Genomic DNA, 23,917 nt, shown 5'->3' with positions numbered 1-23,917 from the left:
ATCCTTGGTGCGTGCAGAATCAGCAGGGGGTCAGCGCCGTTCTGGCCGGGCGGGCCGATGAGCTCGCCTTCCTCGACAGAGCCCTGCGTGAAGTGCCGACCGCCCTGCTCGTCGGCGGCGAGGCGGGCGTCGGCAAGAGCCGGCTCATCCGGGAGTTCCTGGACGCGCACCCCGGCGTACGGACGTTCGTCGGCGGCTGCCTCCAGATCAGCGCCGAGGGCCTGCCGTTCGCTCCGTTCAGCGCCGTGCTGCGCCGGATGGTCCGGGAGATCGGCGTGGAGGGCATCGCCGCGCTGCTGCCCGGCGGGACACCGGCCGGGCTGGCCCGGCTGCTGCCGGAGTTCGGCGAGCCGGACACCGAGACCGGTACGGCGGAGGCGCGCATCCGCCTGTTCGACCACATCCTGCTGCTCTTCGAACGGCTGACCGCGGACGAGCCGGCCGTCCTGGTCATCGAGGACGTGCACTGGGCGGAACGATCCACCCGCGACCTGCTCAGCTACCTGATCCGCAACATCCCGTCCGGGCTGCTGGTGATCGTTACCTACCGGTCCGACGAACTGCACCGCGATCATCCGCTCCGCCCGCTGCTCGCCGAGCTGAACCGCGCCGACTGGGTCCGGCGGCTCGACCTGGACCGCCTGCCCCGCCGTGCCGTCGCCGAGCAGGCCCGCGACATCCTCGGCCGCGACCTCGACCAGCGGACCCTCGACGCCGTGTACGAGCGGAGCGAGGGCAACCCGCTGTTCGTCGAGGCCCTGCTGGACTGCAACGACCGGATCAACGGCGAACTGCCCGAGTCGCTGCGCGACCTCATCCTCGGCAGCGTACGGAAGCTGCCGGAGGAGACCCAGGACATCCTGCGCGTCACCAGCGCGGGCGGCGACCGCGTCGAGCACGCGCTGCTCGCCTCGGTGACGGGCCTGGACGACGGCGCGCTGTCCCGGGTGCTGCGGCCCGCCGTGGCCGCGAACGTCCTGGTCGTGGACGGCGAGGCGTACGGTTTCCGGCACGCGCTGATGCGCGAGGCCGTCCACGGCGACCTGCTGCCCGGCGAGCACACCCGCACCCACACGCGGTTCGCCGAGGCGCTGGAGAAGAATCCGTCGCTGGTCCCGATGGGCCGCGCGGCGGCCGAGCTCGCCCACCACTGGTACTCCGCGCACGACGCCACCTGGGCGCTGGTCAGCGCCTGGAAGGCCGCGCAGGTCGCCAAGGAGGCGACCGCGTACACCGAGTGCCTGCGCATGCTCGACCGCGTCCTCGAGCTGTGGGACAAGGTGCCGGACGCGGCGGAGCGGCTCGGGGTCGATCACATCGGGGTCCTGGAGATGGCGATCGACGCCTCCGACCTGGCGGGCGAGACCGAACGCGGCGTCGCCTTCGCCAAGGCGGCGCTGAAGGAGGTCGACGATCCGATCCGGGCCGCCGGCGTCCTGGAGTACCGCGGCCGGCTCAGGATCCGCCTCGGCCATCCGAAGGCGCTCGACGACCTGCGGGAGGCGGCGCGGCTGGTGCCCGCCGACCCGCCCAGCGTGGCGCGGGCTCGCGTGCTGTCGACCCTCGCCCAGCAGCTGTATCTGCTGCCGACCGGACTGGAGGAGGGGCGGGCGCTCGCCGTCGACGCCCTCACCACGGCCCGCGCGGTCGGCGACGCGACGGTCGAGGCGCACGCGCTGACGACGATCGCCGGCTGTGACTTCTCCGAGGACGACGGCGAACGCCATCTCGCCGAGCTGGCCAAGGCCGAGGCGGTGTACCTGCGGGGCGGTTCGGACGACTCGGCGATGCTGCGCATCGCCACGAACGAGTCCCACGTGCTCGAGGGCCTCGGTGAGCACGAGCGGGCCATCGAGGTCGCGCGGCGCGGCGTCGCACTCGCCGGCAAGAGCGGCGTGGCGCGCACCTCCGGGGCGTTCCTGAGCATCAACCTGGCCGAGCCGCTGGTGTCGCTGGGCCGCTGGGACGAGGCCCTCGAAGTCACCGAGCACGCACTGGAGTTGTCCCCACCGCCCCTGACCCGAGTTTCGCTGCAGTACATCATCGGCGTGATCGCGGTGGCGCGCGGCGACCTCGACGCCGCCGCCCGCGCCGTGAGCACCCTGGACGCGGTGCTCGCCCCGACCTTCTCCCGCACGCAGGAGCTGTTCCCCTCCGAGGGACTGCGGATCGACCTGCGGGTCGCCGAGGGCGACCTGTCCGGAGCGCTCGACGCCGTCGAGCAGGTGCTGGAGCTGCAGCCGTCGGTCAACGCACGCTACGGCCTGCCGTTGCTGTGCTCCGCCGCTCGGGCGTGCGTGGAGGCGGGCGGCGAGCGCGCCGCCGGACTGCTGACCCGGATCCGGGCGGCCGCCGAGAAGACCTCCGGGGGCGGCCGGGTCCAGCAGGCGTACGCGCTGCTCTTCGAGGCCGAGGCGGCCCGCGCCGAAGGCGTGCTCGACCGGGAGACGTGGGCGGCCGCCGCGGACGCGTTCGAAGCCCTCAAGCAGCCCTATCCCCTGGCGTACGCGCTGCTGCGGACCGCCGAGGCGAACGACCCGCACGACGCCGGGGCCCGGGAGGACACGACCGCGCGGCTGCGGCAGGCCGCCGAGATCGCCGAGGGCCTCGGCGCCCGGCCGCTCCTCGAGCGGATCGAGGCGCACGCCCGGCGGTCCAGGATCGCCCTCGGCGGGCGGACCGGCACGTCCACACTCGGACTGACCCCGCGCGAGCTGGAGGTGCTCCGGCTCGTCGCGGAGGGGCGCAGCAACCGGGAGATCGCCGGCCGGCTGTTCATCTCCGCGAAGACGGCCAGCGTCCACGTGTCCAACATCCTGGCGAAGCTGCAGGTCGGCAGCCGTGGCGAGGCCGCGGCCGCCGCCCACCGACTCGGCCTCGTCTAAGTCCCCATACAGGGCTTAGTCTCGGGAAGCGCCTGGTAGGCGGGCCGGTAAGCCTCGGATAGGACATTCACCCGATGTGCCGGATCCCGTCTTAGACCGAGTCTTAATGGTGTCAGCCACTCACACAGGAGGACACCATGCACCCCGACATCTCGTACGCGCTGATCACCGAGCGTACGCGGGAGTTGCGGGAGACGGCGCGGGAACGTCGGCTCCTTCACCTCCCCCGCGGGCGGCGCCTGTCCCTTCGGACACCGCGGCCGCGCGGCACTTCGGCCTGAGATCCCGACATGCGTGGCATTCTGGACGGCGTGCGCGCACGTGAGGTGAGCCCCGCGTTCGTGGGCCGACAGCCAGAGCTCTCCGTCCTGGCCGACGCCCTGCGACGGGCGACGGCCGGGACGCCCGGCGCCGTACTGATCGGCGGCGAGGCGGGCGGCGGCAAGACCCGGCTGGTCGGGGAGTTCGCCGACCGGATCGCCGGTGAGGCACTGATCCTCACCGGCGCCTGCCTGCAGCTCAGCACCGTCGGCTTCCCGTACGCCCCGTTCACCGCCGCGCTCCGCCAGCTCGTCCGCGAGGTAGGCGCGGCGGAGATCGCCGCGCTGATGCCACACGATGGCGCACGCGACCTGGCCCGGCTGCTTCCCGAGTTCGGCGAACCGGCGGCCGACCCCGATCCGGACAGCGCCCGGGTACGGCTGTTCGAGCAGATGCTCGTCCTCTTGGAACGGCTCGCCGAACGCCGCCCGCTGGCGCTGATCATCGAGGACGCCCACTGGGCCGACCGGTCCACCCGCGACCTGCTGATCTTCCTGCTGCGCAGCCTGCGGCACGCCGCCGTCCTACTGATCATCACCTTCCGCTCCGACGAACTGCACCGGTCCCATCCCATGCGTCCCGTGATCGCGGAGCTGGAGCGCGTCGAGGGCGTGGTCCGGATCGACCTCCCCCGGTTGACGCGCGCGGAGACCGCCGGCCAGCTCGCCGGCATCCTCGGCGGCGAACCCGACTCGAGAGTCGTCGACGCGGTGTACGAGCGCAGCTCCGGCATCCCGCTGCTCGTCGAGGCGACCGCCGACTGTCCCGACTGCGGGATGCCGGAGTCGCTCCGCGACCTCGTCCTCGCGGGCGTGCGTCTGCTGTCCGAGGAGACACAGGACCTGCTGCACCTGGCCGCCGTCGCCGGCGTACGGTTCGGGCACGCGCTGCTCGCCGCCGTCTCCGGGCTCGACGACGCGGCGATGTCGTCCCTGCTACGACCCGCCGTGGACGGGAACATCCTGGTCATCGACGACCAGGCGTACGCCTTCCGGCACGCGCTCATCTGGGAGGCGATCCACGACGAGCTGCTTCCCGGCGAGCACTCGCGCTTTCACCAGCGGTTCGCCGAGGCGCTGGAGGCCGACCCCTCGCTGAGCGCCGGCGGGCGCTTCGCCGTCGAGGTGGCCATGCACTGGCACGGCGCACACGATCACGAGCGCGCCCTGCAGGCCGCCTGGCAGGCCGCCCGCGTGTCGGAGGCCGCGTTCGCGTACGCGGAGCAGCTGCAGATGCTCGAGCGGGTACTCGAGCTGTGGGAGCGGGTGCCGGACGCGGCGACCCGGATCGGCGTGGACCATGTCGGCGTGCTCCGGCGCGCCGCCCAGGCGGCCGGCGCCTCCGGCGAACCCGACCGCGGCCTCGCGTTCGTCCGCGCCGCCCTCGCCGAGGTCGATGAGGAGCACGACCCCGAGCAGGTCGCGTTGATCCTCCGGCGACGGGCACGGCTGAAGTTCGACCGAGGGCAGGCGGGCGCCCTCGACGACCTGCGACGAGCCCAGCGCCTGCTGCCGGAGGACTCCCCGGAGCGGGCGGCGGTGCTGGAACCTCTGAGCCGCATCCTGGTCCTGTTGGGCGATGAGGACGAGGCACGGCCGGTCATCGAGGAGTCCCTCACGCTCGCCGACCGCGTCGGTGACGACTGTGCCGCGGCCGAAGCGCTCAACAACCTCGCGATCGCGGAGGCGATCCACGGCCGCTTCGCCGAGGCGCTGGCCGCGCTGGAGCAGGCCGCCGCGCGGGCGGCTCACGCGCACGACGACGACGCCCGGCTCCGCTCGCACGTCAACACCCTCGACGTCCTCTTCATCAAGGGAGAGTACGAGGCGGCCATCGCCGCAGGACGGCGGACGCTGACGCTGGCCGAATCGCTCGGCCAGGCCCGTACGAAGGGGATCATCGCGGCCCACAACACATCCGACGCGCAAGTCGCGCTCGGCCGCTGGGACGAGGCGCTGGAGACCATCGAGGTCGCCGAGAAGGTGTCCCCCAGCCTGGGGCGGCTCTCTCAGCTGCTCCTCTGCCGCGCCGCGATCGCCATCGCCCGTGGTGACGGCGACGCGGCGGCCATGGTGGAGAGGCTCACCGCGCTCTCCGCCGCGGACGACCCCTATCCGCAACAGCTCCTCCCCCTCGCGCGGCTGAGCATCGAGTTGCGTCTCGCCGAGGGCGACGGCCCCGGCGCCGTCGCGGCGACCGTACGCGCCGTCACAGACCACGACATGGGCCGGGAGGCCCGGTACATCTGGCCGATCCTGGTCGCGGGCATGCGGGCCTGCGTCATGGAAGGTGACCGGGCGCTCGCCGACCGGCTCCGGGCGATCGCCGCGGCGAAGCCGGCGTACGGCCCGGTGATGGCGGCCTGGCGCACGACGTTCGACGCGGAGTCCGCCCTGGCCGACGGCACCGCGGACCGTACGGCGTGGGAGGCGGCGGCAACCGCGTGGGGCGAACTCGGCTCCCCGTACCCCCAGGCCCACGCGCTGCTCCGGACCGCCGAGGCCGCCATCGCCGACGGAGACCGCGACGCCGCGACCCGGCTGCTCTGCAACGCCGCCGACATCGCCGACCGGCTCAAGGCACGACCGCTACGCGCGGACATCGACCAGGTCGCCCGGCGCGCCCGGCTCCGCCTGGACCGCGGGCCCGGCGGTCAGACACCGCTCGGGCTGACGCCTCGCGAGCAGGAGGTGCTGCGCCTGCTGGCCGAGGGCCTCAGCAACCGGGAGATCGCCGCGAAGCTGTTCATCTCCGCCAAGACCGCCAGCGTCCACGTCTCCAACATCCTCACAAAACTGAACGTCTCAAGCCGCACCGAGGCCGCCGCCACCGCCCACCGCCTCCGCCTCAACCCTTGAGCGGCGGCGCTCGTCGACCGCACCGGTGGATCGGCCGCTGCGTGCGAGTCCCCTCGCCCAGGCACTGGTTCAGGCTGTTGACGATGGTGGCTTGCCGTCGGTGGTGACCCAGCTCGTTGGGACCGGCCGGTCGCGTTCGGGTCGGTGGGGGTGGACGCCGACGACGGCCAGCGGCGGCAGGCCGCCCAGTTCCGACAGTTCCCGCCATTGCTCCTGGGTCACCTCCAGGTACCGCAATCCGTTCAGCTCGGTCACCGTGGCGATGTCGGCGACGGATGCCGCCGCGATGTCCAGCGCCCACAGGTTGGGCACCGCACGGAGCGGCGCCAACTCGACGGGCCGCGCGCAGGTGACCGACAGCGAACGCAACTCCCGGTTTCGGGCCGGCGCCGTCAGGTCAGCCGACTCCACATCGAGTTCCAGATACTCCACCGGACGGTCACCGAGCGGGGTCAGGTCGGGCGAACCCTTGCTCGACAGCACCAGCGAACACACGTCGGGCACCGCGGCGAGGAACGCGCAATCCTCCACGGCGGACACCCGGACCTCCTGCACACGCGGACCGGCCTGCCCGGCCCGCGTGAGGGAGGGCCGGCCGTCGCTGTACCCGGTGTGTTCGCCGGGCAGATCCGGCAGGTCCGCGTCGATCCACAGGCTCTTGTCGTGACGGCGGTGGTCACCGCGTTCCAGCGCTTCCACCAGACGGCGCAGGAACGTGGTCACCGAATCGGTGACGTAGGTCGGACCCTCCGTGTAGTCGACTCCGACCGCGATGACCTGCCCGGGACGACCGTTCGGCCCGGGATCCATGTCCACGGCGAGCCAGTTGCCGCCGGTGTCGAACGCGAACCGGATCCAGCCCGGACGCAGCGGCGACCTCCGGACGGTGTTCGGGGGCTGGGTATCGAACACCGTCCGGCGCCAGGGTTCGCGCTGCCATTCCTGCGCGATTTCGAGCCACTCGTCATCCAGGTCGCCGATCTCGGCAAGGGGGAGCCACTCCTGCCGGTCGAACAGCGGGTTGACGAGGCCACCGTCACCGTCGGCGATGCCATACAGCGCGCGGAGATCCGGAGGCAGTGCGACGCCGAGTTCCTCCTCCACCGCGGAGAGGTCCTCCTCGCTCGCGGGCTCGGGGAGTTCCTCCTCGTACCCGAGGATCTGCGCCATCAGCCGCCGGTAGTGGTGGAAGAGCCGCACCGCCTCGTCCGGATCACCAGCGGGAACCGCAGACTCAGGCCCTTCCTGCTCGTCACCCCGATCGGGCGGCACGAAATCATCATCGATCACATAAAGGAACGGCGGCTTCTGCCGGGAGGATGTCGCCACGCCGCCGCAACCTAGCACCCTGCCCACCGAGAGTTCTCGGGGCCCGTCAGCCGTCTTGGCGGGTTCGTTGGAGGGTGAAGGTGTCGACCGGGGTGGTCTGGCCGTACAGGCCAGTGACGGCGTAGTAGGTCACGGCCATCGTCGTGCGGCCGCCGGGCCGGGTGCCCGGGTCGACGGAGAAGGCGACGAAGCCGTACGGGTTCACGCGGTCGCGGACCGCCGACCACGGTGCCGGTTCCGTCACGTAGATCGGGGTCTTCTTGCCGTTGGCGCCGGCCGGGCCGACACCGGTGATCACGTTGCACTGGGGTTTGTCGAAGAGCACGTCCGTCGACGGGATCGAGGTGCCGCCGCCACCGATGATCATGTGGACGGTTCCCTTGCCGGTGTCGACGACGTCGGTGCGGGTCTGCGCCGGGTCGGGCGTCATGGTGTCGTTGGAATCGTGGCCGCGGATCGGGTGGGACCGCTCGTAGTGATGTTCGTGACCGCAGACGACGACGTCGACGCCGTACTTGTCGAACAGCGGTAGCCATTCCTGGCGGATGCCGAGGTCGGCGCCGTTGCCGGGATGGTCGGCGGTGGAGATGGCGACCTGGTGCATCACGACGACGATCCAGTCGATGTTCTTGTTCGCGCGGGTGCGCGCGAGTTCGGCCTCCAGCCAGCGCCGCTGGGCGCCACCGGAGTAGCCGCGGACGTAGGAGTTGCCGGCGTCCTGGTACACGATGTCGTCGTTGGCCAGGCTCACCACACGGACGGACCCGACGGTGAACGCGTACCACAGGCCCCTGGTCTCGGCGTCGCCGCCGTTGCCGGGTAGCGCGAAGTAGGTCTGGTAGGCGGCGAAGCCGATCGGTCCGTTGCCGAGTTCGTTCTCGTGATTGCCGGCGGCGGGCATCCAGGGCCGGAACCGCGCGGACCGGGTCGTCATGTCGAACCAGTCCGACCAGGTACGGAGGCGGTCCGCGGCCAGGTTCGCGTAGCAGAGGTCACCGTTCATGAGGTGGAAGAGCGGCGCGACGCGTTCGACGGCGGTGGTCACGTCGCCCGCGTACGGCGAGCCGAGGTTGTCGTTGAGATAGATCTGCTTCTCGGTGATCTTCGGTGGCTTCGGGCCGTTCAGTTTCCCGACGGTGGGGGTGCCCTGGTCGCCGAAGCTGGTGAAGGTGAACGGCGCCCTGCCGCGCGGACCGGTCCGGAACGACCCGGGCTCCGGGGTCGCCCCGTCGTGAACCGCGGCGTACACGTAGTCGGTGTCGGGACGCAGCCGGCTCAGGCTCGCGTGGTGCGAGTAGATGGTCTGCCCGGACTGGCCGTCCTTGTAGAACGACGTCTCGGCCGCCACCTCGCGGCCGAAGCCGTCGGCCGGTGTGCCGAGCAGAACCTTCGGCCGCCGTACGGGCACCGAGGTCTGCCAGGACACGACGACCTCTCTGGCGGCGTCCTCGCCGAACTGCAGGTGCAGGCCGCTGACAGGCGGCATGCCCGACCCCGCAGGCCGGCTCCACAGCATCGGTGAGGCGGCCGCCGGCCGGACGCCCGTGACGGCGACGAGACCCGCCGCCGCGCCGGTACCCGCCGCTCCCAGGAGGCCACGTCGGCTCACCCCGCCCGGGAGACCCCTAGCCGTGCTCTGCTCGCCGTTGTCCGCGGCGTGCCCGCCGCCCGTCGATGTCGTCGTCATGGGGACAACTCTTCAGATCGGCACGGTCCGCCCGGTACCGGCGGACGGCGAACACTGCGCCACTGACCGCCACTGACGCGACGACCTGGCGGTTAACCCGGACAACCATTTTCGGCGGTCGGCTCACGTCTCCTCGGGCCAGGGCAGATGGCGTACGACGGAGTCGTTCAGCTGCTCGAGGTAGGCCGCCAGGTGCTCCAGGTCCCCTCCCGACCAGTCCGACAGGGCTTCACCGAGGAGCTCCGCTCGCCGCGCGCCGGCCAACCGTAGATGGCGGTGTCCGTCCTCGGTCAGCGCGACCCGGCGGATCCGCCGATCCAGGTCGTCGCGGACCCGGGCCACCAGGCCGTCCGCCGCCAGCCGGTCGACGACGCGCACGGCGCGTGCGCGGTCGACCAGGAGCATGGCGGCGACATCGGACACACTGGGCGGCGGCGGAGAACTGACCTCGATGAACCGCAGCACGCGGTACCCGGTCGGCGACACGTCATCGGGCAGGCCGCCCAGGAACCGGTCCCGGATCACCGGGCCGTACAGCCCGAAACGGCCATGTCGCAGAACCTGCACCGCGGAGTCCAGTCTGCGCACGAGCTCCGCTCGCTCATCCATGACGCCAGTGTCCTCGACGGCGAGCTTGCATCCGGTACCTGGGTACAGGCTTACCGTCGTCGCATGAAGCCGAACCAGGAGACGCGGACCGATGCGGACTGGGTGCCGCAGGCCTGCACGCTGCCGACGGCCGAGCGGCCGCTGCGGGTGGCCGAGTTCGATGAGCTGTTCGCCGAGGCGGTGACCGGGCTGGAGGAGGTCGAGCCGACCCGGATCCGGATGCGCTTGCGCCCCGAGAAGTCGGTCGCCGCCCGCACCGCCGAGCTCGCGGTACGGGAGACCGCGTGCTGCTCGTTCTTCACCTTCACGCTGACCGCCACCGGCGGCGATCTCGCCCTGGACATCACCGTCGGCGACGAGCATGCCGGGGTGCTGCGGGCGCTGGCCGCCCGTGCACGAGCCGGGGACGAGGCATGACCGACGCGATGGGGATGCGCAGCGGGCAGCTCGCGGCGGCCGCCGGAGTCAACCCGCAGACGTTGCGGTACTACGAGCGGCGTGGGCTGCTGCCCGAGCCGCGGCGCACGACCGGCGGGCACCGGCTGTACCCGCCGCAGGCGGTCACGCTGCTGCATGTGATCAAGGCGGCGCAGCGACTGGGATTCACCCTGGAGGAGGTCGCCGAACTGCTCCAGGCCCGTGGCCACCGCCGCCACGCCGCCGGGCTGTCCGAACGGGCACGCGTCAAGCTCGCCGAGGTGGAGGCCAGGATCGCCGACCTCACCGTCATCGCCGACACCCTACGGACGGCGCTCGCCGCCGGGTGCGACGACCTGATCACCTGCGCCGGCGAACCGTGCTGCCCGCTGCCACTGCCGTGATCGCCGATGCGCCGTACGTGGCCCCGGAGTCTTAGGGGTCATGAATGGCGTATAGGGTGACAGACGTCACATTCGCGGCCATACCGCTCATGCGGCGACGGGGGGTTCGCATATGGCCAAGATTCTGTTCGTGGTGACCGGAGCGAGTTACTGGACGCTCAAGGACGGCACCCGGCATCCGACCGGTTACTGGGCGGAGGAGTTCACCGCCCCGTACAGCGCGCTCACCGAGGCAGGCCACGAGATCGTGGTCGCCACCCCCGGTGGTGTGGTGCCGCACGTGGACGTCATGAGCCTGCGGCCCTCGATGGCCGGCAGTGAGCAGATCGCTCTGGAGGAAGAGGAGATCCTGCGATCAGCCGAAGAGCTGCGGCGGCCGATCGAGCTGGCGGACGTCCGCCTGGAAGACTTCGACGCGGTCTACTACCCCGGGGGCCACGGCCCCATGGAAGACCTGTGGGAAGACGCCGACTCGGGTCGGCTGCTGACCGCGGCCCTCGCCTCAGGCAAGCCCCTGGCCATCGTCTGCCATGCCCCGGTCGCGATGCTGGCCACTCGGCGGAAGGGAGTCTCACCTTTCGCCGGCTACCAGGTCACCGGCTTCACCAACGACGAAGAGGAGGGCGTCGGACTGGCTTCCAAAGCCAGGTGGCTGCTCGAGGACGAATTGGTCAAGCTGGGCGTCGACTTCACCCGCGGCGAGATCTGGAAGCCGTACACGGTCGTGGACCGCAACCTGTACACCGGCCAGAACCCCGCGTCCGCCGGGCCGCTGGCACAGGAAGTGCTCAAAGTCCTCGATTAGCGCGCCGTCCCCGCTCCTCAGAGCCCTGAGGAGCGGGGACGGCGCAGGACGGGATCAGGTCTCCGCCGTACGGTGTCGGGTCACTCCGGGACGCGGGCGACGCAGAAGACGGTCTGGCCGAACGGCGGGCGGACGAACCGCTCGATGAGGCGGGTGGTCGGCACGACCGTACGGTCGTAGATCTTGACGAGCTTCGGGTCGGGGTAGCCGGCGCCGCCCCGGCGGACCGCGGCCCACCAGGCGATGCCGCCGAGGAAGTTGATCGGCTTGAGCATGTCGATGCCGAGCCCGGCGCCCGTGACCGTCGCGGCCAGGGTCTTCGGCGTGTAGCGGGTCACGTGGCCGACCTTGCGGTCGAAGTCGCCGTACAGCTGCATGTAGCCGGGCACCCAGATGACGATGCGGCCGCCGGGCTCGACCACCGCGGCCAGGTCTTTCAGCGCCTGCACGTCGTCCTTGATGTGCTCCAGGACGTTCATCATGACGACGGTGTCGACCTTGCGCTTGATCTTGATCTCGGCGGGCAGCGCGAGGTCGAGCACCTCGACGTCGTCGTTGCCCTGGTAGCGCTTGTTCAGCTGCTCGACACAGTAGGGGTCGTTGTCACTCACGACGAGGTAGTCGAGGCGGCCCGCGAACTGCTCGGAGAAGTGGCCGAGGCCGGAGCCGACCTCCAGCAGTGACTTGCCGACGTGCGGGGCCACCGTGTCGTACTCGTACTGGCGGTAGTTCTTCGCCTCATCGCCGCCGAGGTGGTTCTCCAGCTGCCCCTCTCCGGCGGCGGGCTGATCATCACCTTCGAAGGTCTCGGTCGCCGGCTTGCCGCTGCCGAGCAGGCCGAGGAGGGAGCGTGCGATGGAATTCTTCTGCTCTGCTGGCATGCGATCACTCGCTGAAAGTCGACGACAGGCCCAGGTGGGTGAGAAGTCTATCCACAGCCGGTGCTCATGCTGCCACCGTGAACGACGCGCGTGGGTGGAATGCCCCGCCCCGGGACCGTGGTGGCCGGAAGGCCAAACCCTACGACAGCCGTGGCCATGAGCACATCGAGGTCGGACCATGGCCCGGGGCGGGAATCTGTGGGGGGCCGCCGCCCATGCCACATAGGTTCACGATAATCCGGATCGACCGCAAGATGGCTGTTTTCAGATGGTGAGTGCTCGATCGATCTGTGCGGCGGCGGCCTGGAGACGCGGGGCGCGGGCCTCGACCTTCGCCAGTCTCGCCGGGCTGCAGGAGACCGCGAGGGCCCCGACCGTCTTTCCGGACGCGTCGGTCACCGGGACGGCGGCGCACCCGGTGCCGAGGAGGTACTCCTCTCGGTCGACGGCGAGCGGGGAGCCGAGCCGGCGTTCGAGCTCGCCGCGATGGGTGATCGTGTGGGGCGTCAGGTCGATCAGCGGATGCCGGGCGAGATGGTCCCGCCGGGCCCGCGTGTCGAGCTGGGCCAGCACGCACTTGCCGATCGCGGTGGCGTGCGCCGTCTGGGCCAGGCCGATCGACAGGTCGACCCGGGGCGTCCGCGGGCCGTCCGCGATGTCGATGACGCGGAACTCCCCCTCCTCGTAGAGGCTGAGGTACGCCGCCACACCGAGCTCGTCACGGAGGGAGGTCAACGCGTCCCGGATCCGTACGAGCCGGTCCTGGGTGCGCCGGTCGTCCTGGAGCGAGTCGACCCGGTCGCCGAGGAGGTACGACCCGTCGCTCGTCCGTACGACGTATCCCTCATGGACGAGTGTGCGCAGCAGGTGATACGTCGTGGCCAGCGGCAGGCCGGCCTGACGGGCGAGCTGTTTCGCCGGTGCGCCGCCGGGGTGCGACGCCACCGCCTCCAGGAGATGCAGCGCGCGCTGCACCGAGACGATGAGGGTTGGCCTCCGTGTCTCATTCATCACGGACAGCGAACCCCCCGCGCGTTGCAGGGTCAAGCGCTTTGTGCAATCTGCCCGTCTTGGACCGCTCCCGGCCATCTCCCACGGTTCTCCCAGATTCCTCCACCGGGTTCTTCAAGACCTTCTCCTTCACTGGATGAGGGCAACCAGAGAGGAGGCCGAAGTTGGACAAGAAGATCATTGGCGGTGTCTCCGCGTTCGCCATCGCGGTCGTGGGTACGGGCGTCTACCTGGCCGTTCCCGCGTCGGCGGGCGCGTCCGGACACCCCGGCGCCAAGGCGGCCGCCGGCGCGAAGCGGCATCCGCTGCGCGGCGTGCGCGGCGCCCGTGGCATCCACGGGCAGGCGACCGTCCGTACGAAGAAGGGGTTCACTCAGGTCGAGTGGCAGCGGGGGCGGCTGACCGCGACGAGCGGCGGGACGCTCAGCGTCCGCAGCGCCGACGGCGTGACCTGGCAGTGGAAGACCGACGACAAGACCCGGGTCCGCAAGGACAAGGCCAAGTCCACCGTGTCGCAGCTGGCCACGGGAGACTTCGTCTTCGTCGCGGGCCTGGACGCCGGCGGCGCCCGTACGGCGAAACGCGTCGTCGTCCCGAACAAGGTGCCGGCCCAGGAGACCGCGTCGCCGGCTCCCTCCCACAGCTGACCGGCCCGCCCCGGCCCCGGAGCCCCGCCGCCCCGGGGCCGGGGAACGGCGTCATGATGGAGCCGATGGACAACCCACGAGTGCTCGTCGTCGACGACGAGCCGAACATCCGGGATCTGGTGGAGGTCGCCCTGCGCTTCCACGGGTTCGCCGTCGTGACGGCGGCCACGGGAGCCGAGGCGCTGCGTCGCGTGCACGACGACCGCCCGGGACTCATCGTGCTCGACATCATGCTGCCCGACCTGGACGGCTTCGAGGTCTGCCGTCGCCTGCGCGGCGACGGCGACGAGACGCCGATCATCTTCCTGACGGCCCGCGACACGCCCTCGGACACGGTGACGGGGCTGACGCTCGGCGGCGACGACTACGTGACCAAGCCGTTCGCGGTGGACGCGCTCGTCGCCCGCGTACGCGCGGTGCTGCGCCGCACCCGGCCGCGCGGCTCCGCCGACGAGGTGCTCCGCGTGGGCGACCTCGAGGTCGACATCTCCCACTGGACGGTACGCCGGGCCGGTGCCGAGATCGAGCTGTCACCGACGGAGTTCCGGCTGCTCACGTTCTTCATGCGAAATCCGGGCCGGGTGCTGACCCGGGCGCAGCTGCTGGAGAACGTCTGGGGCTGGGACCACTCGGCGGGCTCGCCGGTCGTGGAGACCTACATCAGCTACCTGCGCCGCAAGCTCGGGCCCGACCTGATCCATACGCAGCGGGGCGTCGGCTACGCCCTGCGGCCCCCGGCATGAGATCGCTCAACTCCCGGCTCGTCGCCGGGCTGCTCGCCGTCACGGCGGTGGGGCTGACGCTCATGGGCCTGGCCAGCGCGCTCGCGCTGCGGACCTACCTGCTGCACCGCGTGAACAACCAGCTGGAGGCGGTACGGCGGAACCCCAGGCTGGCCGTGACCGTGGACAACGGCGTCTCCGGCCGCTACGTCGTGCTCCACGTGACCCCGGCGGGCCGGGTCTGGGCGGCGGGGAACGGCTATCCCGACCCGAACCGTGCGCTGGAGCGCGCCCGGCTGCTGGGCCAGAGCCGGCTGCTCGCCGAGGGGCGGCGGGGGAAGCCGTTCCGGTTCGGGGGGATGCGCGCGATCGCCCGCGCGGGGCCGCGCGGGAACGCCACCGTCATCGTGGACCCGCTCACCGACGTCCACGCGACCGTGGCGGGCCTCGTCGTCGCCGAGTCGGCCACGGGGCTGGTCGTCCTCGGTCTGGTCGCGCTGCTCGGCCGCGGGCTGGTCCGCCGGGGGCTCTCGCCGTTGTCCCGGATGGCGGCCACGGCTCACGGGATCGCGGGCGGCGGCAATCTGAGCGCCCGGATGGAGGAGTCGCCGTCGGAGGTGGGCCGGCTGGCCGGCGCGATCAACGTCATGCTCGGCCGGATCGAGCAGGCGTTCCTCGCGCGGCTGCGCTCGGAGGCGAAGGTGCGGGAGTTCGCCGCCGAGGCCTCGCACGAGCTGCGCACGCCGCTGACGACCATCCGGGGCTACTCCGACCTGTACGAGCAGGGTGCGGTGAGCGCCGAGGAGGCGATGCGGCGGATCTCCGGGGAGGCGGGGCGCATGGGCCGTCTCGTTGACGAACTGCTGGAGCTCGCACGCCTGGACAAGGGCTCGGCGCTGTCCCCGGAGCCGGTCGACCTGGCGTCGCTGGCACGGGAGGCCGCGGCCGACGCGACGGCGGTGGAGCCGGACCGGCCGGTACGCCTGGAGGTGCCGGACTCGCTGGTCACCATGGCCGACGAGGCGCGGATCCGGCAGATCCTGGCGAACCTGCTGGCCAACGTGCGGGCGCACACCCCGCCCCGCACCCCGGCGACCGTACGGCTGGCGCGGACGCACTCCGCGGTCGTCCTCGAGGTCGCCGACGAAGGGCCGGGGATGACCCCGGAGGAGGCCGCGCGGGCCTTCGACCGGTTCCACCACGCCCAGGGCAGCGGCGGCAGCGGCCTGGGGCTGGCGATCGTCGCGGCGATCGCGGCGGCGCACGGCGGGCAGGCCGCGCTGCGTTCGATGCCGGGCGCGGGCACGGTCGTCCGCGTCGAACTCCCACGCGTCGCCCCGAATAGCGGGGCTACTGGCGGGTAAAACCAAGGAGTAACTTCCTACGGAGGTGAATCCTCATGGCGCACGTGGACGAACGCACCGCCCGCCGCGTCGCCGAAGAGGCACGCGAAACGGCGTGGCGCCTGCCGAGCTTCGGCAAGCAGCTCTTTCTCGGCGACTTCCGGCTCGACCTCATCCACCCCCACCCCCGGGTGGACGAGGAGGAGCGAGGCAAGGGCGAGGAGTTCCTGGCGCGGCTCCGGGAGTTCTGCGAGACGAAGGTGGACGCCCGGATCATCGAGCGCGAGGCCCGCATCCCCGATGACGTGATCAAGGGGCTGAAGGCCCTCGGCGCCTTCGGCATGAAGATCCCCGAGCAGTACGGCGGCCTGGGCCTGAGCCAGGTCTACTACAACAAGGCGCTCATGCTCGCCGGGTCCGCGCACTCCGCGATCGGCGCGATGCTGTCGGCCCACCAGTCCATCGGCGTTCCCCAGCCGGTCAAGCTCTTCGGCACCGACCAGCAGAAGCGGACGTTCCTGCCACGCTGCGTCAACGAGATCAGCGCCTTCCTGCTCACCGAGCCCGACGTCGGCTCCGACCCGGCCCGGCTGCGCACCGCCGCCGTCCCGGACGGCGACGACTACGTCGTCGACGGCGTCAAGCTGTGGACCACCAACGGCGTCGTCGCGGACCTGCTCGTCGTCATGGCGCGGGTGCCGAAGTCCGAGGGCCACCGGGGCGGCATCACGGCGTTCGTCGTCGACGCGAACGCCGAGGGGATCACCGTCGAGAACCGCAACGCCTTCATGGGCCTGCGCGGCATCGAGAACGGCGTCACCCGCTTCCACCAGGTCCGGGTTCCCGCCGCGAACCGCGTCGGCGAGGAGGGCCAGGGCCTGAAGATCGCGCTGACCACGCTCAACACCGGGCGCCTGTCGCTGCCGGCCATGTGCGCGGGTTCGGCCAAGTGGTGCACGAAGATCGCCCGTGAGTGGTCGAAGGAGCGCGTCCAGTGGGGCCGCCCGATCGGCGAGCACGAGGCCGTCGCCACCAAGATCTCGTTCATCGCCGCGACGGCGTACGCGCTGGAGGCGATGGTCGACCTGTCCAGCGTCCTCGCCGACAACGAGCGCAATGACATCCGCATCGAGGCGGCGCTGGCCAAGCTGTGGGCCTCGGAGATGGCCTGCCGCGTCGCCGACGAGCTCGTGCAGATCCGCGGCGGGCGCGGCTACGAGACCGCCGAATCGCTGGCGGCGCGCGGCGAGCGGGGCGTGCCCGCCGAGCAGCTCCTGCGCGACCTGCGCATCAACCGCATCTTCGAGGGCTCCTCGGAGATCATGCGGCTCCTCATCGCCCGTGAGGCGGTCGACACGCACCTGTCGGTGGCCGGCGACATCATCGACCCCGACGCCGACTTGAAGGCGAAGGCCAAGGCGGTCGGCCGCGCGGGCGGCTTCTACTCCACCTGGTTCCCGACGCTTCTCGCCGGGGCGGGGCAGCGCCCCGGGTCGTACGGCGAGTTCGGCCCGCTGGCCCGGCACCTGCGCTACGCCGAACGCTCCGCGCGCAAGCTGGCCCGCTCGGTGTTCTACGCCGCGGGGCGCTGGCAGGGCGCCCTCGAGCGCAAGCAGGGCTTCCTCGGCCGCATGGTCGACATCGGCGCCGAACTCTTCGCGATCAGCGCCGTCTGCGTCCGAGCCAGGGCCGACGACCGGCCGGAGGCGTACGAGCTGGCGGACGCGTTCTGCGAACAGGCGCGGGTGCGGATCGGCGAGCTGTTCGACCGGCTCTGGCACAACACCGACGCCCTCGACGGGAAGGTCGCCAGGCAGGTGCTGGACGGCCGCCACACCTGGCTGGAGGAGGGCGTGCTCGACCCGTCGATCCCCGGCCCGTGGATCGCCGAGGCCGAGCCCGGCCCGACCGAGCGCGAGAACGTCCACCGCACCGTCGCCTGACGAACGACGAGATCCCCGGGGGCCGTAGAGTGCGGCGGCCACCGGGGATCGATCATGTCGGGCGTCGGGAAAGGCCTCAGGGCCTTCGTCGGAGTACCGGTGACAGCTCCCGCTCACCGGAAGGTGCCCACGATGGACGTCAGAACGTGAAGGGCGCGCGGATCGCCGAGCCGACCGCACACACGCCCGACGCCTTCGCCGCGCTCTACGACGAGCATTTCCCCGCCATCCACAACTACGTCGCGAGCCGCCTGGGCCGGGACGTCGCCGACGACATCGCCGCCGACACATTCCTCATCGCCCTGCGCAAACGCGGCGGGTACGACCCGGCGAAGGGCGCCGTACGGCCCTGGTTGTTCGGCATCGCGACGCGGCTCGTCGCGCAGCATCGGCGGCAGGAGATGCGCCGGTACCGCGCCCTGGCCAAGCTCGGCCCGGAAGAGGTCGCCGACAGCCACGAGAACCGCGTCATCAACTGGGTCCGCGCCGAGGGCCTACAGCCGCGCCTCGCCAAGGCGCTCGCCGCGCTGCCGCGGGGCCAGCGCGACGTCCTGCTGCTCAGCGCCGTCTCCGGGCTCTCCCACGAGGAGATCTCCGAGGCGCTCGAAATCTCGTACGGAACGGTCGGCTCGCGGCTGAGCCGGGCCCGCAAGAAGGTGCGCTCCGTGCTCGGGGAGGACAACGATGGATGACGAGCGCATGATCCGGACCTTCCTGGCGGAGGCTCCACCATCGGCAGAGGTGATCGCCGAGGGGCGGCGGCGCGTCCTCGCCCAGGCGAAGCTCCGGCCGCGGCCGCGGGACACGGCCTTCCGGCTGGGGCTGGGCGGGCTCGGCGTGGCGGCGGTGGCCATCGCGACCGCCATCACCCTCATGGTGAGCGGCGGCTCCTCCGTCCCCCGGAGCACGCCGACGACGGAGCTCACCGCGCAGCAGGTGCTGCTCGCCGCCGCGCAGAAGGCCGCGTCCGAACCGGTCGGGCGCTACTGGCACTCCCACGAGATCGACGGTCAGGCGTACCGCGTCGCGAAGGGCGACTATGTGATCACCGGCGCCCGGCACGAGATCGACCAGTGGATCGCCCGGACGGACAAGGACGACGACGTCTTCCGCAGCCGGTTCGCCGGGGCGATCCCGCAGACGCCCGCCGACCGGGCCGCCTGGCAGCGCGCCGGCTCGCCGACGACCTGGCGCGTGATCTCCAACGGAGACGCCATCACGCAGACCGCGGCCCCGGGCAAGTGGGATCTCGTACGGACGACGCCGACGGAGCGGAAGGGCTTCGAGAAGATGCTGGCCCAGGCAAGGAAGAAGTGCGCCACCAAGCCGCGGATATGCCCGCCGAACCCGGATCTGCCCCAGGCCGAGCGCGAGGCGCTCGCGGACGACCTGCCGGCGCTGCGGGCGTACCTGCTCAAACCCGGCGGGGGCCCGAGTGTCGCGCTCACCAACGCCGCGCACTTCCTGGCGCAACCCGGCTCGCCGAAACTGCGCGCCGCCGTCTTCCGGGCGCTCGCCGGCACGCCGGGCATCCGCAACAAGGGCCTGACCAAGGACGTCTACGGACGGGTCGCCACCACGCTGGCGGTGACGCGCTCGGACGGGAGCGGAACGTTCGACGTCGAACTGCTGCTGCGGCCCGGCACCTATCAGGTGCTCGGTACCGAGACCGTGCTGGTGTCCGGGCAGGGCCTCATGGTCGAGGGGATGAAGCCGGGGACGGTCTTCACGCACGAGCTGTTCCTGGAGATGGGCTGGGCGGACACTGCCCCCCGCTGACCGAACCTCGACCCCCGGCGGTCGCCACCGCGACCCTCGCGACCGCCGGGGATCAGCCCGTCATGAACCCCGTCCGCTCCTCGATGGCTCTAGGAGCCCGTCAGCCCTTCGAGGGCCGCAGGAGCCCGTCAGCCCTTCGAGAGCTGCAAGAAGCCCGTCAGCTCTTCGAGGACGGCCTCGGGGCGTTCCTCGGCGAGGAAGTGGCCGCAGTCCTCGATCATCCGGCCGGTGACGTTCTCGGCGTAGTCGCGCCAGACCGCGACGGCGTCGATCGTCTGCAGGAAACTGTGCTCGCCCCACAGGGCCAGCAGCGGCATCGGGATCCGCCGGCCGGCGTCGGCCTCGTCGTGCTCGGCGTCCTCGTCCGAGGCGCGGTAGTCGTCGAACCCGGCGCGCAGCGCGCCCGGCCGCGAGAACGCCCGGACGTACTCCGCGATGTCCTCCTCCGGGAGCGGCACGTGCGACCAGCTGTCGATGAGGTATCGCACGTACGCCCCGGGGTCCGCCCCGGCTAGCAGTTCGGGCAGGTCGGGCTGCAGGTGGAAGAGCCAGTGCCAGGTACGGCGGGCCAGGTCGGCGTCCATCCGCCGCCACATCTCGCGTGTCGGGATGATGTCCATCACGACGAGCCGCTCGATGTCCCCGGGATGGTCGAGCGCCCAGCGGTGCGCCACGCGGGCGCCCCGGTCGTGGCCGATGACCGTGGCCGACTCGTGCCCGAGGTCGCGGATGAGCCGATGCAGGTCCTCGGCGCGGGTGCGCTTGTCATGGCCGTCCGTCGGCAGGTCGCTGCGCCCGTAGCCGCGCAGGTCGGGAACCACGACCGTGTACGCCTCGCTGAGCGGCCCGACGAGGTGCCGCCAGCAGTGCCCGGTCTGCGGCCAGCCGTGCAGCAGGACGAGAAGCGGCCCGTCACCCGTCCGCCGGTAGTGCAGGCGGATGCCGTTCACCGTTGCGATCGCCATCTCTAACCCCCTTATGCGGTTAAGGCCGATTCTAACCATATGATGGGGTTATGGGGGATTGGCTCTGGTACGGCGGACGGCCGAGCGTCGACCTGATCAACACGGTCCGCGACCGCAAGCTCGGCGGCCGTGAGACCTTGCGCGCCCCGGCCGACCTCGAGGCGTGGCTGCGTACGGCGGACCTGCCCGGCGTTCCCGGCGAGGACGACCTGCGGGCCGCCCGGCGCCTGCGCGAGGCGATCGACCTCCTGGCGTTCCCCGCCGCGAGCCCCGCGGACCGCGGCGCCGTCGCGGAGGCCGGCGACGGCCTTCCCCGCACCGCCGGGGAGGCGACGGACGTGATCAACGCGGCGGTCGCGGCGGCGCCGCCGCTCCCCCGCCTGGCGCTGGACGCCGCGGGACGTCCCGTCGCCGCGCCGCGCGACGAGTCGACGGCAGCGGCACTCGCCGTGCTGGCCGTCGACGCCGTCGAACTGCTCACCGGCGACGACCTGCTGCGGGTATGCGCCGCGCACGACTGCGGGATCCGCTTCGTCGACCGCTCTCCGGCCCGCAACCGGCAGTGGTGCTCGATGCGCCGGTGCGGCAACCGCACCAAGGCACGACGGCACTACGATCGCACCCGGGCCTGAGATCGCACGGATCCGCGACGGAGTGTCACCGCCGACCGCCATAATCGCAGGATGATCGACAGCGAGGACCGTGACCTGCTGCGGAGCTTCATCCGTGGAGCCCTGGCCACCGGCGACGACGATTTCGACACCATCGTCGAGGAGTCCGTCGACTACCTCGACACCGCGCCCGACTCCGACGCGGTCGCCGAGGCGGCCACCGAGATCGCCAAGGAGGAGTTCGCGGCCTACCTCGCCGATCAGGAGACCTGGCCGGACGTCCTCGACTCCGACCGGCTGCTCCGGGCGTTCCAGGACCTCGAGGCCGCCGGCATCGTGGCACGGGCGGACTTCACCTGCTGTCAGAACTGCGGTGTCTCCGAGATCGGCGACGAGGTGCCCGAGGGCGCCGAGATGCGCGGCTACGCCTTCTGCCACCACCAGGACATCGAGGGCGCCATCGAGGGACACGGGCTCTACCTGTCGTACGGCGGCTTCGACGGAGACGTCGCCACCGCGACGCGGATCGGCGAGGAGGTCGTCGCGGCGCTGGGCCGGCACGGCCTGGCCTCCCAGTGGAACGGCGATCACGCCAAGCGGATCGACGTCCAGCTCACCTGGCGACGTCGGCGGTTCGGCGAGCTCGCGACCTGGCCCGGAGGTCCCGAGCCGGAGACCACCGGCCCCCTCAAGGTGACCTACTGCGACTACGCACGAGGGCGGGCGCAGGACGACGCGGTCCCGATGTCGCTCGCGGAGTCCCGCGGCGTCCTGCTCGATCTGAGGCCCCGCAAGGGCAACTTCGCCACGTTCGAGGGCCGGTCCGGCGCGATCGTGCAGATGATGTGGGAGGACGGGCCCCGGCTGTGGCTGGAGAGCCCGGACTCCACCGCGCGGTGCTCGCGGGGCCGCCACGTGACGCCGTCCGAGGCGGAGGAGCTGATCGGCGTCCTCGCCGAGGAGGACCGGGTGGACCTGACCCGGCTCGGCGACGTGGAGGTCAGGCCCTGGCCGGTCCAGTGAGCCGTCAGATCGGCGGGATCCGCTCGCGCCGCATCCGCGGGACCACTGGGCGTTTCTCCAACTGGAAGACGCGGTCCCAGGCCGCGTCGAGCTGCGCCTCCAGCTCCCGGATGCGCTTCTCCAGGCCGATGACGTGCCGGATGCCGATCAGCGTGACGCCCTCGTCGGCGAGTTCGATGACGCGCCGAATCCGGCCGATCTCGTACGCCGAATAACGGCGATGGCCGCCGGGGGTGCGTCGAGGGCACACGACGCCGTACCGATCGAGACGATGCAGGAACCTCCGGCGCGTCTCCAGCATCGCGGCGGCCTGCCCGACGGAGTACAGCGGCCGGTGTTCTTCTTCAGTGAGGACCATGACGCGTGCCATCGTGGGGCACGCCGTACGCCCCGCACGGACGCCACACGCGTGGGTTGTGGGCTTCTTTACGAAGGGCGGGGCCCAGCGGGCCCCGCCCCCCGCGATCAGGTCAGAGGCGCTCGATGATGGTGGCGTTGGCCTGGCCGCCGCCCTCACACATCGTCTGCAGGCCGTAGCGTCCGCCGGTGCGCTCCAGCTCGTGCAGGAGCTTGGTCATCAGGATGCTGCCCGTCGCGCCGAGCGGGTGGCCGAGGGCGATCGCGCCGCCGTTCGGGTTGGTCTTCTCCAGCGAGGCGCCCGTCTCGCGGGCCCAGGCGAGCGGGACCGGCGCGAACGCCTCGTTGACCTCGAACACGTCGATGTCGTCGATCGACAGCCCGCCCTTCCGGAGTGCCTTCTCGGTGGCCGGGATCGGCCCGGTCAGCATGTACACCGGGTCGGAGCCCTCGACGACGAGCGTGTGGATGCGCGCCCGCGGGGTCAGGCCGTGCTCGCGGACGGCCTCCTCCGAGGCGATCAGCAGCGCGCCGGCGCCGACGGAGATCTGCGAGGCGATGGCCGCGGTCAGCTCCCAGCCCTCGCGCAGCGGCTGCAGACCCGCCATCTTCTCCAGCGAGGTGTCCGGGCGGGCGCCCTCGTCCTTGGTCACGCCGGCGATGGGCGCGGTCTCCCGGTCGAAGTGACCGTTCTCGATGGCGTGGACCGCGCGCCGGTGGCTCTCCAGGGCGAACGCCTCGAGGTCACCACGCTTGAAACCCCACTTCTCGCACATCAGCTGCGCGCCGCGGAACTGGGAGATCTCCTGGTCGCCGTACCGCGCGGACCAGCCCTCGCCGTACGGGAACGGCATGCCCTTCTCGAGGGCCATGGCGACGCTGGAGCCCATGGGGACCATGCCCATGTTCTCCACGCCGGAGGCGACGACGAGGTCCTGCGTGCCGGACAGGACGCCCTGCGCGGCGAAGTGGATCCCCTGCTGGGACGACCCGCACTGGCGGTCGATGGTGACGCCGGGCACCCGCTCGGGCAGCCCGGCGGACAGCCACGCCGTACGGGCGATGTCGAGCGACTGTGGGCCGACCTGCATGACGCAGCCCATGATGACGTCGTCGACCGCTTCAGGGTCGACGCCTGTGCGCTCGACCAGTTCCTTGAGCACGTGTGCGCCCAGGTCGGCCGGGTGCACGGCGGCCAGCGCGCCCTTCTTGGTGCCTACGGGGGTACGGACCGCTCCGACGATGTACGCCTCGGCCACGACGCCTCCAAGTCTCTTCTGGGGGTTCCGTCCCAATCAGAACCGAACACAATTCGGTCAG

22 protein-coding genes are annotated in these 23,917 nt (G+C 71.5%); 14 read left to right on the top strand and 8 right to left on the bottom strand.

Going from position 1 to position 23,917, the window contains the following annotated elements:
• The first annotated feature begins 11 nt into the window (after positions 1–11).
• The 3 genes from ACQP2O_RS05645 to ACQP2O_RS05635 all read left to right on the top strand — a co-directional run bounded on the left by ACQP2O_RS05645 (position 12) and on the right by ACQP2O_RS05635 (position 6,064).
• The gene (locus tag ACQP2O_RS05645) at positions 12–2,885 is read left to right on the top strand and encodes an ATP-binding protein (protein ID WP_433180527.1); all 2,874 of its coding nucleotides are present in this window, start codon (positions 12–14) and stop codon (positions 2,883–2,885) included.
• A gap of 137 nt (positions 2,886–3,022) precedes the next feature.
• A complete protein-coding gene (locus tag ACQP2O_RS05640; RefSeq protein WP_433180525.1) occupies positions 3,023–3,166 on the top strand; it encodes a hypothetical protein in 144 nt (47 codons plus the stop codon).
• Positions 3,167–3,175: 9 nt separating this feature from the next.
• Complete coding sequence (locus ACQP2O_RS05635) at positions 3,176–6,064, top strand: helix-turn-helix transcriptional regulator (RefSeq protein WP_433180523.1); 2,889 nt, start codon at positions 3,176–3,178, stop codon at positions 6,062–6,064.
• A gap of 69 nt (positions 6,065–6,133) precedes the next feature.
• On the opposite strand, the gene ACQP2O_RS05630 is transcribed toward ACQP2O_RS05635, so the two are convergent.
• The 3 genes from ACQP2O_RS05630 to ACQP2O_RS05620 form a co-directional block, all read right to left on the bottom strand.
• Entirely contained in the window at positions 6,134–7,336 is a 1,203-nt protein-coding gene (locus ACQP2O_RS05630; RefSeq protein ID WP_433180521.1) for an SMI1/KNR4 family protein, read from the bottom strand.
• 103 nt (positions 7,337–7,439) lie between these two features.
• Positions 7,440–9,080: a purple acid phosphatase family protein gene (locus ACQP2O_RS05625; protein WP_433180520.1), complete on the bottom strand. Its 1,641-nt coding sequence runs from the start codon at positions 9,078–9,080 to the stop codon at positions 7,440–7,442.
• A 123-nt stretch (positions 9,081–9,203) separates the two neighbouring features.
• Positions 9,204–9,689, bottom strand: a complete 486-nt coding sequence (locus ACQP2O_RS05620; RefSeq protein ID WP_433180518.1) for a MarR family transcriptional regulator — start codon at positions 9,687–9,689, stop codon at positions 9,204–9,206.
• A 63-nt stretch (positions 9,690–9,752) separates the two neighbouring features.
• Between ACQP2O_RS05620 and ACQP2O_RS05615 the strand changes: the two genes are divergently transcribed.
• The 3 genes from ACQP2O_RS05615 to ACQP2O_RS05605 all read left to right on the top strand — a co-directional run bounded on the left by ACQP2O_RS05615 (position 9,753) and on the right by ACQP2O_RS05605 (position 11,315).
• A complete protein-coding gene (locus ACQP2O_RS05615; protein ID WP_433180517.1) occupies positions 9,753–10,106 on the top strand; it encodes a hypothetical protein in 354 nt (117 codons plus the stop codon).
• Complete coding sequence (locus ACQP2O_RS05610) at positions 10,103–10,510, top strand: MerR family transcriptional regulator (protein WP_433180515.1); 408 nt, start codon at positions 10,103–10,105, stop codon at positions 10,508–10,510. Before ACQP2O_RS05615 ends, ACQP2O_RS05610 begins: the two co-directional genes overlap by 4 nt.
• A 112-nt stretch (positions 10,511–10,622) precedes the next feature.
• A complete protein-coding gene (locus ACQP2O_RS05605) occupies positions 10,623–11,315 on the top strand; it encodes a type 1 glutamine amidotransferase domain-containing protein (RefSeq protein WP_433180513.1) in 693 nt (230 codons plus the stop codon).
• Between the two features lie 80 nt (positions 11,316–11,395).
• Here the strand turns inward: ACQP2O_RS05605 and ACQP2O_RS05600 are convergent, their stop codons facing one another.
• Both ACQP2O_RS05600 and ACQP2O_RS05595 read right to left on the bottom strand, forming a co-directional pair.
• Positions 11,396–12,196 carry a class I SAM-dependent methyltransferase gene (locus tag ACQP2O_RS05600; protein WP_360890202.1) on the bottom strand — a complete coding sequence of 267 codons (801 nt, stop codon included), beginning with the start codon at positions 12,194–12,196 and terminating at the stop codon, positions 11,396–11,398.
• 264 nt (positions 12,197–12,460) lie between these two features.
• Complete coding sequence (locus ACQP2O_RS05595) at positions 12,461–13,207, bottom strand: IclR family transcriptional regulator (protein ID WP_433180510.1); 747 nt, start codon at positions 13,205–13,207, stop codon at positions 12,461–12,463.
• Positions 13,208–13,371: 164 nt separating this feature from the next.
• Between ACQP2O_RS05595 and ACQP2O_RS05590 the strand changes: the two genes are divergently transcribed.
• The 6 genes from ACQP2O_RS05590 (at position 13,372) to ACQP2O_RS05565 (ending at position 19,641) form a co-directional block, all read left to right on the top strand.
• Positions 13,372–13,854: a hypothetical protein gene (locus ACQP2O_RS05590; RefSeq protein WP_433180508.1), complete on the top strand. Its 483-nt coding sequence runs from the start codon at positions 13,372–13,374 to the stop codon at positions 13,852–13,854.
• A gap of 65 nt (positions 13,855–13,919) precedes the next feature.
• Positions 13,920–14,597: a response regulator transcription factor gene (locus ACQP2O_RS05585; RefSeq protein ID WP_433180507.1), complete on the top strand. Its 678-nt coding sequence runs from the start codon at positions 13,920–13,922 to the stop codon at positions 14,595–14,597.
• Complete coding sequence (locus tag ACQP2O_RS05580; protein ID WP_433180505.1) at positions 14,594–15,940, top strand: sensor histidine kinase; 1,347 nt, start codon at positions 14,594–14,596, stop codon at positions 15,938–15,940. The genes ACQP2O_RS05585 and ACQP2O_RS05580 overlap by 4 nt, the downstream gene beginning before the upstream one ends.
• Before the next feature lie 35 nt (positions 15,941–15,975).
• A complete protein-coding gene (locus ACQP2O_RS05575; protein ID WP_433180504.1) occupies positions 15,976–17,862 on the top strand; it encodes an acyl-CoA dehydrogenase family protein in 1,887 nt (628 codons plus the stop codon).
• A 146-nt stretch (positions 17,863–18,008) separates the two neighbouring features.
• Positions 18,009–18,554 carry an RNA polymerase sigma factor gene (locus tag ACQP2O_RS05570; protein WP_433180502.1) on the top strand — a complete coding sequence of 182 codons (546 nt, stop codon included), beginning with the start codon at positions 18,009–18,011 and terminating at the stop codon, positions 18,552–18,554.
• Entirely contained in the window at positions 18,547–19,641 is a 1,095-nt protein-coding gene (locus tag ACQP2O_RS05565) for a hypothetical protein (RefSeq protein WP_433180500.1), read from the top strand. The genes ACQP2O_RS05570 and ACQP2O_RS05565 overlap by 8 nt, the downstream gene beginning before the upstream one ends.
• A 128-nt stretch (positions 19,642–19,769) precedes the next feature.
• On the opposite strand, the gene ACQP2O_RS05560 is transcribed toward ACQP2O_RS05565, so the two are convergent.
• Entirely contained in the window at positions 19,770–20,606 is an 837-nt protein-coding gene (locus tag ACQP2O_RS05560) for an alpha/beta fold hydrolase (protein ID WP_433180498.1), read from the bottom strand.
• Positions 20,607–20,656: 50 nt separating this feature from the next.
• On the opposite strand from ACQP2O_RS05560, the gene ACQP2O_RS05555 reads away from it, so the two are divergent.
• Positions 20,657–21,238 carry a CGNR zinc finger domain-containing protein gene (locus tag ACQP2O_RS05555; RefSeq protein WP_433180496.1) on the top strand — a complete coding sequence of 194 codons (582 nt, stop codon included), beginning with the start codon at positions 20,657–20,659 and terminating at the stop codon, positions 21,236–21,238.
• A 51-nt stretch (positions 21,239–21,289) separates the two neighbouring features.
• Positions 21,290–22,240 (top strand): DUF6891 domain-containing protein, encoded by a 951-nt coding sequence (locus ACQP2O_RS05550; protein WP_433180494.1) that lies wholly within the window; start codon positions 21,290–21,292, stop codon positions 22,238–22,240.
• A 4-nt stretch (positions 22,241–22,244) separates the two neighbouring features.
• Here ACQP2O_RS05550 and ACQP2O_RS05545 read toward each other — a convergent pair whose 3' ends face one another.
• Both ACQP2O_RS05545 and ACQP2O_RS05540 read right to left on the bottom strand, forming a co-directional pair.
• Positions 22,245–22,598: a MerR family transcriptional regulator gene (locus ACQP2O_RS05545; protein ID WP_360890234.1), complete on the bottom strand. Its 354-nt coding sequence runs from the start codon at positions 22,596–22,598 to the stop codon at positions 22,245–22,247.
• A 112-nt stretch (positions 22,599–22,710) separates the two neighbouring features.
• Entirely contained in the window at positions 22,711–23,856 is a 1,146-nt protein-coding gene (locus tag ACQP2O_RS05540) for an acetyl-CoA C-acetyltransferase (RefSeq protein WP_433180492.1), read from the bottom strand.
• Positions 23,857–23,917: the final 61 nt, after the last annotated feature.

Origin of the sequence: Actinoallomurus sp. CA-150999 (assembly GCF_050942425.1) — a bacterium.
Classification (GTDB): domain Bacteria; phylum Actinomycetota; class Actinomycetes; order Streptosporangiales; family Streptosporangiaceae; genus Actinoallomurus.
The sequence above is the reverse complement of the archived record's forward strand: the minus strand, read 5'-3'. Positions and strand labels throughout refer to the sequence as shown.

Excerpts from the sequence above, each read along its gene's own strand:
- ACQP2O_RS05595 (WP_433180510.1), bottom strand. The coding sequence starts at position 13,207 with ATGAATGAGACACGGAGGCCAACCCTCATCGTCTCGGTGCAGCGCGCG.
- ACQP2O_RS05555 (WP_433180496.1), top strand. The coding sequence starts at position 20,657 with ATGGGGGATTGGCTCTGGTACGGCGGACGGCCGAGCGTCGACCTGATC.
- ACQP2O_RS05600 (WP_360890202.1), bottom strand. The coding sequence starts at position 12,196 with ATGCCAGCAGAGCAGAAGAATTCCATCGCACGCTCCCTCCTCGGCCTG.
- ACQP2O_RS05560 (WP_433180498.1), bottom strand. The coding sequence starts at position 20,606 with ATGGCGATCGCAACGGTGAACGGCATCCGCCTGCACTACCGGCGGACG.
- ACQP2O_RS05585 (WP_433180507.1), top strand. The coding sequence starts at position 13,920 with ATGGACAACCCACGAGTGCTCGTCGTCGACGACGAGCCGAACATCCGG.
- ACQP2O_RS05575 (WP_433180504.1), top strand. The coding sequence starts at position 15,976 with ATGGCGCACGTGGACGAACGCACCGCCCGCCGCGTCGCCGAAGAGGCA.
- ACQP2O_RS05545 (WP_360890234.1), bottom strand. The coding sequence starts at position 22,598 with ATGGTCCTCACTGAAGAAGAACACCGGCCGCTGTACTCCGTCGGGCAG.
- ACQP2O_RS05610 (WP_433180515.1), top strand. The coding sequence starts at position 10,103 with ATGACCGACGCGATGGGGATGCGCAGCGGGCAGCTCGCGGCGGCCGCC.
- ACQP2O_RS05580 (WP_433180505.1), top strand. The coding sequence starts at position 14,594 with ATGAGATCGCTCAACTCCCGGCTCGTCGCCGGGCTGCTCGCCGTCACG.
- ACQP2O_RS05640 (WP_433180525.1), top strand. The coding sequence starts at position 3,023 with ATGCACCCCGACATCTCGTACGCGCTGATCACCGAGCGTACGCGGGAG.
- ACQP2O_RS05550 (WP_433180494.1), top strand. The coding sequence starts at position 21,290 with ATGATCGACAGCGAGGACCGTGACCTGCTGCGGAGCTTCATCCGTGGA.
- ACQP2O_RS05620 (WP_433180518.1), bottom strand. The coding sequence starts at position 9,689 with ATGGATGAGCGAGCGGAGCTCGTGCGCAGACTGGACTCCGCGGTGCAG.
- ACQP2O_RS05635 (WP_433180523.1), top strand. The coding sequence starts at position 3,176 with ATGCGTGGCATTCTGGACGGCGTGCGCGCACGTGAGGTGAGCCCCGCG.
- ACQP2O_RS05565 (WP_433180500.1), top strand. The coding sequence starts at position 18,547 with ATGGATGACGAGCGCATGATCCGGACCTTCCTGGCGGAGGCTCCACCA.
- ACQP2O_RS05625 (WP_433180520.1), bottom strand. The coding sequence starts at position 9,080 with ATGACGACGACATCGACGGGCGGCGGGCACGCCGCGGACAACGGCGAG.
- ACQP2O_RS05615 (WP_433180517.1), top strand. The coding sequence starts at position 9,753 with ATGAAGCCGAACCAGGAGACGCGGACCGATGCGGACTGGGTGCCGCAG.
- ACQP2O_RS05605 (WP_433180513.1), top strand. The coding sequence starts at position 10,623 with ATGGCCAAGATTCTGTTCGTGGTGACCGGAGCGAGTTACTGGACGCTC.